This is a genomic window from Polaromonas sp. P1_G4 (assembly GCF_056405475.1).
The window spans coordinates 1-4,085 of record NZ_JBFUCA010000392.1 but is presented as its reverse complement, the minus strand read 5'-3'; the positions used below and the strand labels follow the sequence as shown (position 1 = coordinate 4,085).

General features: G+C 60.5%; 8 protein-coding genes. 7 read left to right on the top strand and 1 reads right to left on the bottom strand.

Annotation, left to right across the window (positions count from 1 at the left end):
• The 7 genes from AC1D1X_RS17235 to AC1D1X_RS17205 form a co-directional block, all read left to right on the top strand.
• On the top strand, positions 1-832 hold an 832-nt coding region (locus AC1D1X_RS17235; protein WP_477698740.1), incomplete at its 5' end, for a sensor histidine kinase.
• 261 nt (positions 833-1,093) lie between these two features.
• Positions 1,094-1,258, top strand: coding sequence for a DUF1328 domain-containing protein (locus tag AC1D1X_RS17230; protein ID WP_457279639.1), 165 nt, complete (start codon positions 1,094-1,096; stop codon positions 1,256-1,258).
• Between the two features lie 99 nt (positions 1,259-1,357).
• Complete coding sequence (locus tag AC1D1X_RS17225) at positions 1,358-1,741, top strand: glycine zipper domain-containing protein (RefSeq protein ID WP_457279640.1); 384 nt, start codon at positions 1,358-1,360, stop codon at positions 1,739-1,741.
• Between the two features lie 62 nt (positions 1,742-1,803).
• Positions 1,804-2,169: a hypothetical protein gene (locus AC1D1X_RS17220; protein WP_477648497.1), complete on the top strand. Its 366-nt coding sequence runs from the start codon at positions 1,804-1,806 to the stop codon at positions 2,167-2,169.
• A 4-nt stretch (positions 2,170-2,173) separates the two neighbouring features.
• Positions 2,174-2,626, top strand: coding sequence for a hypothetical protein (locus AC1D1X_RS17215; protein WP_477669809.1), 453 nt, complete (start codon positions 2,174-2,176; stop codon positions 2,624-2,626).
• Positions 2,623-3,174, top strand: a complete 552-nt coding sequence (locus tag AC1D1X_RS17210) for a ferritin-like domain-containing protein (protein ID WP_477669810.1) — start codon at positions 2,623-2,625, stop codon at positions 3,172-3,174. The genes AC1D1X_RS17215 and AC1D1X_RS17210 overlap by 4 nt, the downstream gene beginning before the upstream one ends.
• Before the next feature lie 92 nt (positions 3,175-3,266).
• Positions 3,267-3,581, top strand: a complete 315-nt coding sequence (locus AC1D1X_RS17205; RefSeq protein WP_477698739.1) for a BON domain-containing protein — start codon at positions 3,267-3,269, stop codon at positions 3,579-3,581.
• 157 nt (positions 3,582-3,738) lie between these two features.
• On the opposite strand, the gene AC1D1X_RS17200 is transcribed toward AC1D1X_RS17205, so the two are convergent.
• Positions 3,739-4,085, bottom strand: a 347-nt coding sequence (locus AC1D1X_RS17200; protein WP_477698738.1) for a thermonuclease family protein, incomplete at its 5' end; no start/stop codon positions are given.

Below are 4,085 nucleotides of genomic sequence, written 5' to 3'. Positions count from 1 at the left end.
GGGGCAGGTTCAGATCAAGAAGGCGCTGGAGCTCTCCCGCATCGGCATTGCGGCCATGGCTTTGGCGGGCTTGCTGGCTTTTTACATGTACCTCCTTCAAACCAAGGCGCTGCTTGCTTCCGGYCGGCGCGAGCAGGAATCCCTGCAACGCGAGCGCGACTTCCTCGAAATACAGGTACGTGAAAGAACCGCCAACCTGGCCGAGCTGGCTACCCACCTGCAAAATGTGCGCGAGGACGAACGCGGCCACCTCGCGCGTGAACTGCATGACGAACTGGGCGCGCTTTTGACCGCCGCGAAACTGGATGTGGCCCGATTGAAATCCCGCCTGGCAGGCAATCTGCCGGAAGCGGCTGAGCGGCTGACGCACCTGACCAACACGCTGAACAGCGGCATTGCGCTGAAACGCCGCATTGTCGAAGACCTCCGGCCGTCCTCGCTGTCGCATCTGGGCCTGGTCGCCTCTCTCGAGATCCTCGCACGCGAGTTTGAAGAACGCTCCGGACTCTCCATCACCACCGATCTGGAGCCTGTGGAACTCGGCGGCTCGGCGCAGCTGACCATCTACCGGCTGGTGCAGGAGTCACTGACAAACATCGGCAAATACGCAGAAGCCAGGCAAGCCGAGATCAGCCTTCACAACTTCGACAGCTACATCACGGTAGAAGTCAAAGATAACGGCAAAGGCTTCAAGCTTGAGAGCGTGGGCCCGGGAAGCCATGGCCTTGCCGGCATGCGCCATCGCGTCGAAGCCGCAGGCGGACGGCTGACGGTGTCCAGCACCGAAGGCGATGGCACGCGCATTTCAGCGGTGCTGCCCAAAACACTTTGACCGGTCTCTGAACGTGGCGCGGGGCAGGTCACCTGCTGCTGCGCCCTGCCCGCCAAAGGGCTCAACACCCCTCAGCTTTTCGAGGCATGCGCTGCGCTGCCAGCGTAACAAAATGTCGGCCACCTCCTACAGGGCATGGCCGCTCGAACTGACAGGGGTACACGCTGGCAGCCGATGAAGGAAATTGAAGGCACTCATTAACCTTGCTGAAGGCGTTTCAAAAAGAAGCACCACCCCTTTTAGCCAAGCAAGGAGCCCGAGATGCTGCACTACTCCGTCGTTTTCCTGATCATCGCGTTGATCGCTGCCGTATTCGGTTTTGGTGGCATCGCCGCAGGTGCCGTCGAGATCGCCAAGATCCTCTTTTTCATCTTCGCCGTCATGGCCATCGTGAGCTTTGTCATCAGCTTGCTCCGAAAGAATTGATCCAGCCATTCCGAGAGTGCCGAACGCTTTTTACGAGCGAGCGGCGCGCGCTCTCCTTGCATCTCCATCGTCATTCACTCAACTCACCAAGGACCTGACATGAATACCCAAACCGCCACCAAGACTGCCCGCCAAAGCTCGGATGAGTTGCTGCAGAACGCAGAAAAAGCCGTTGACTCCACCCGCAGCTATGCCAACGAGGCATTCGACAAAGCCGAAACCAAAGTGCGCGAACTGCGCGGCAGCGTGGATCCCGTCGTTGACATGCTGGCGTCCAAGGCCCAGCACCTTGCCCGTCAGAGCCTCGATATCGCCTCTGAAGCCAAGCATCGCGCACAGCAGTCGCTGTCCAATGCCGCAGGTGCAACCACCCGTTATGTTGCCGAGCAACCCCTGCGTTCGGTGCTGATTGCCGCCGCCGTCGGCGCCGGCATCGCGCTGCTGGTGTCGTCTGCACGCCATCGCAACCAAAACCGTTACTGATCGCCAGGCTCCCGCCCGCTTTTCCCCGGTACCGACCACTGCACGCAGATTCGCCCCATCCAATGCTTCACCCCCTGTTCTCCACCATCGTGCAGCGGCCTGACCTCGTCATGGATCATGTCTCTGCTTACGCGGCGCTCTTTCATGAAGAGGCTTCCGATGCGGGTGCCGAGCTGGTTGCACGGGCTGTGGCGTGGGTGATTGCGGTACTGGCGGCCGCCGTATTTTTGGGGCTCGCAGGAACGGCCGTCATGCTGGGGGCGCTTCAAAACCAGTTTCACTGGGCACTGGTGGTGGTTCCGGGCATTGCACTGGCCATCGCCATCGGGGCCGCATTGCGCGCGAGAAAACCTTTCGCGAATGAACGCTTTCCCGAGTTGAAAGCCCAGATTGACAGCGACGCGCGCGCATTGCGCATGGCCGCCTGAACCGATGTCCACCCTCACCGCCCCAACGCCGCAGGAAAGGCTGGCCAGCAGCCGCAAGGCCATTGTCCGGCACATGAGCCGGGAAAAGCTGGACCATGAAGAAAACCCGGGCAATCCAGAGGCCGGCCCGGAGAATGATCCGGCGCACTTTCTCGACCGCGGAACCTGGGGCGTTCTCAAACATGCTTTGGGGAGCTGGTGGCGGCATCACCCCGTGAGCGTGGCAGTTGACATTGCCCGGCCGATGATTGACAAGTACGCCGAAGAAAAGCCGTTGCAGCTATTGGGTATTGCAGCCGCGGCAGGCGCTGCGGCGGTCGTACTACGGCCCTGGCGACTGGTATCACTTGGCGGCTTGCTGCTGGCCGCCCTCAAGACGTCCGAACTCCCAGGCACCTTGCTGTCCATGCTGTCTGGCGCACCGCACAAGCCTGAAAAAACACCCTACACACGATGAACACCTCCACGCTTTCCCGCACCGCCCCCGACGAGCTGGTGCTCGATGAAACAGCGCTGAACGCAGCCCGGAACAGCCTCAACGACGGCGCGATCACGCCGGCCTACGGGCCGCACCGCGATGCGATCGTCAAGCTGCTGAATGACGCACTGGCAACAGAACTGGTTTGCGTATTGCGCTACAAGCGGCACTACTTCATGGCCAGCGGTGTGTCGTCGCCGCCCATTGCCGACGAGTTCCTGGTCCACGCCAATGAAGAATCCGGACATGCGGACCGCATTGCCCGGCGCATTGTGCAGCTGGGAGGCGAGCCGGACTTTTCGCCGGCCACTCTGTTGCAGCGCAGCCATGCGGATTACGACGAATCGAACGACCTCAAAACCATGGTGCGGGTCAACCTGATCGCCGAACGCATCGCGGTTGAAACCTATCGCCAGATGATTGCGCTGATCGGCGACAAGGATCCCACGACACGCCGCCTGCTCGAAGATGTTCTTGCCGATGAGGAAGAGCATGCCGACGAGCTCAAGGACTGGCTGGAGAAATAACGATTACCGCAGGTCGGCCGGCGTGGTGCCGCCAGTCGACAGGCCTTTTTAACCATGCACCAGACGATTAAACCAACTTAGAGGAAAACAATATGAAATACGCTCGCGCAATTGCATTCGCCGCACTGGCAGGCATCACCATCATCGGCAGCGGCTGCGCCGTTGGGCGTGGTCAGGAAACTGCTGGCGCTTATGTTGACGATGCTGCCATCACCACATCAGTCAAGGCCAAGTTCGTCGAGGACAAAACCGTTGCCGCGTCCTCCATCAAGGTGGAAAYGCTCAATGGCACGGTTCAGCTGTCCGGTTTTGCCAAGTCCAGCGCTGAAAAAGCCCAGGCCGAAAACATTGCCCGCAATGTGAAGAACGTCAAGGGTGTGCGTAACGACATCGTCGTTCGTCCTTGAGCGTAAGCGGCTGAACAAGCCGGGCCACCGCGCAGGTGGCTAAAAAAAGCAGGCTACAGATAATCTGTGCCTGCTTTTTTCGTTGTGACCGGGCGGCGATGCAGCCACCGCGGCGCCTGGATCCTGCAGCAGTCTTTGCAGACCCCCACGGATCCTTTCAGTGGCAGCTTCCATGCTGCTTGCGGAACAGCGCCGGATACACAGGCGGCGCGCCTTTTGTCGATGCAAACAGTCCCAGCTTTGCGGCCTGGGCACGTTTTTCCGCCCGGGCATAGGGACCTGCATTGCCGCGGCTGCGGTAGGACCAGGCCATACCGTTTGCGACCATCCATTTGCCGGCATCTTCTCCGCTGAACCCCACCCTGGCCAGGAGGCGGCCGTAGTCGTCGTGGTATTGGCCATGCACCGCCACACGTTTGCCCAGAAGCCGGCGCATCAGCGCATCACGCGCGAGGGCCCCGCCCGGCTGGCAGATTTCCGGCGCATCAATACCCTGGATACGAA